The 1,606-nt window shown below is 49.0% G+C and carries 1 protein-coding gene; it reads right to left on the minus strand.

Going from position 1 to position 1,606, the window contains the following annotated elements; all coding sequences use genetic code 11:
* Positions 1-1,606: cell surface protein SprA (gene sprA / locus ACTIE6_RS17025; RefSeq protein ID WP_439557784.1), on the minus strand; the 1,606-nt coding region annotated here is incomplete at both ends.

Raw genomic sequence — 1,606 nt, forward strand, 5'->3', positions numbered from 1 at the left:
ATGCACCGCTCGAATCAGGTCGGTAAAACTCCTGATATGCATCCTGCCGCGTCAATCTTGCCTCAATAATCAGCCTGAAATCCTTGAATGGTTCCAAAGTTGTGTTGGCAGAAAAGTTCTTCGCGATAGTTTGCTGGAACGGCATATTTTGCTGGTCACTTCTCGTAATCCAACCATTTTCCGCCGCCTTTTTCTGGAAGTTCCTGTCCTGCTGACCGAGCACGAAAGGCAAGCCGGGAGCATTGGTATTGTCAATTCCAAAATACTGCGGCGCGCGCAGGTAGCCAGGCAATGCAGTGGTTTCCAGCACTGAGTAGCTCACATTGATACCTCGAACCGTCATCAGTGCGCGGGTCAGACTTTTTAGTACATCGGTTGTACGCATATCAATATCCTCGATATCACCCGGGCTTCTTGCAAAATTTTTGCGGCCAGCCGAAGGTGTATTGGCGAATTTCAGATATCGCAACTTGTTGTAGAGCAACACAAAATCCACTTTACCCGTAACCCCGCGCTCTCTGCTGTTCCGGATAATATCGCCGAAAGGCAGCCCGGTTGTATCCCTCAGCCCAAGTGCATTCGCCTGGTACTGGTAAGCAACTGAATGCTTGTAATCCGCCGTCATCCAGTCTGTCAGCGGTATTTTGTCGAGCGGCAGCCGGTAGGTCAGATCAATTTTTTGGTCAAAATTCTTGATCCTTCCCAGTTTCTTGAAGTTGGTCCAAAGTGAGTCTTTTTTGGCTCCGGTATCAATGTCGCCCATTGGCTCATCAATAATGGAGTTCGCCGACGAGCTGTATGTCAGCGTCATATTCCTGGTCAGATTCCAGCCGAAATCATAATAGCGGTTAAACCAGAAGTATTTTTCATAAAGCGGCTGAATACCTTCGGTGGTAAGGTCCGCATTACGCAGCTGTGTTTTCAGGAAACGCCGGTCTACATCCGTTCGCAGCGCAACCATATTTGGCAGCAAAGTCAGATTAAAATCCTTGATCAGTTCGCCCCACCTGTTCTTGGGTGTCCACTTCTTAAATGGCTCAAATGCTTTTGGCTGACTGCTGTACACGTAGGAAATCCCACCTTTATACATTCTTTGGTTATACTCCTGCGTCAATACATTGCGCCGCTTATCGTCGCTAAATGCATAAGTGAACGAAAAGTTTTCAAAATCATAAAAATGGTTTCTCGCACCCGGCTTCGTTTTGACCTTGCGCACATTCGAGAAGTTAATCCCGCGTCTTACCGCATTCTCTTCTACCATGCGCCGGTAGCCGTCACGTGCCTCGTCCGTCAGCAAATTGTCCAGTGATGTATTCAGCGGAGTATCCGGGTCAAGCGGGTTAAAGTGCGGCTTGACATTCCTCCGGTCATAACTTACAAAAAGCGGGATACTGAAACCCCAGCTGGCGGGAAGCAATTTATCCAATGCGATATTGGACGAAAATCCATACTCCTGTGTAAGGTTACGCGAGCGTTCGCCGATACGCTGCTGAACACTTCCGAAGCCAAAAGTTTCCAGTCGGCCCGACGCGGTAAGTGTGGCAAAATCCGCGAGCTTCGCATCCAGCTGCGCGATCGCTGCCATACCGCCGGTGTCATCAAAACC

Origin of the sequence: Dyadobacter sp. (genome assembly GCF_051859145.1) — a bacterium.
GTDB lineage: Bacteria > Bacteroidota > Bacteroidia > Cytophagales > Spirosomataceae > Dyadobacter.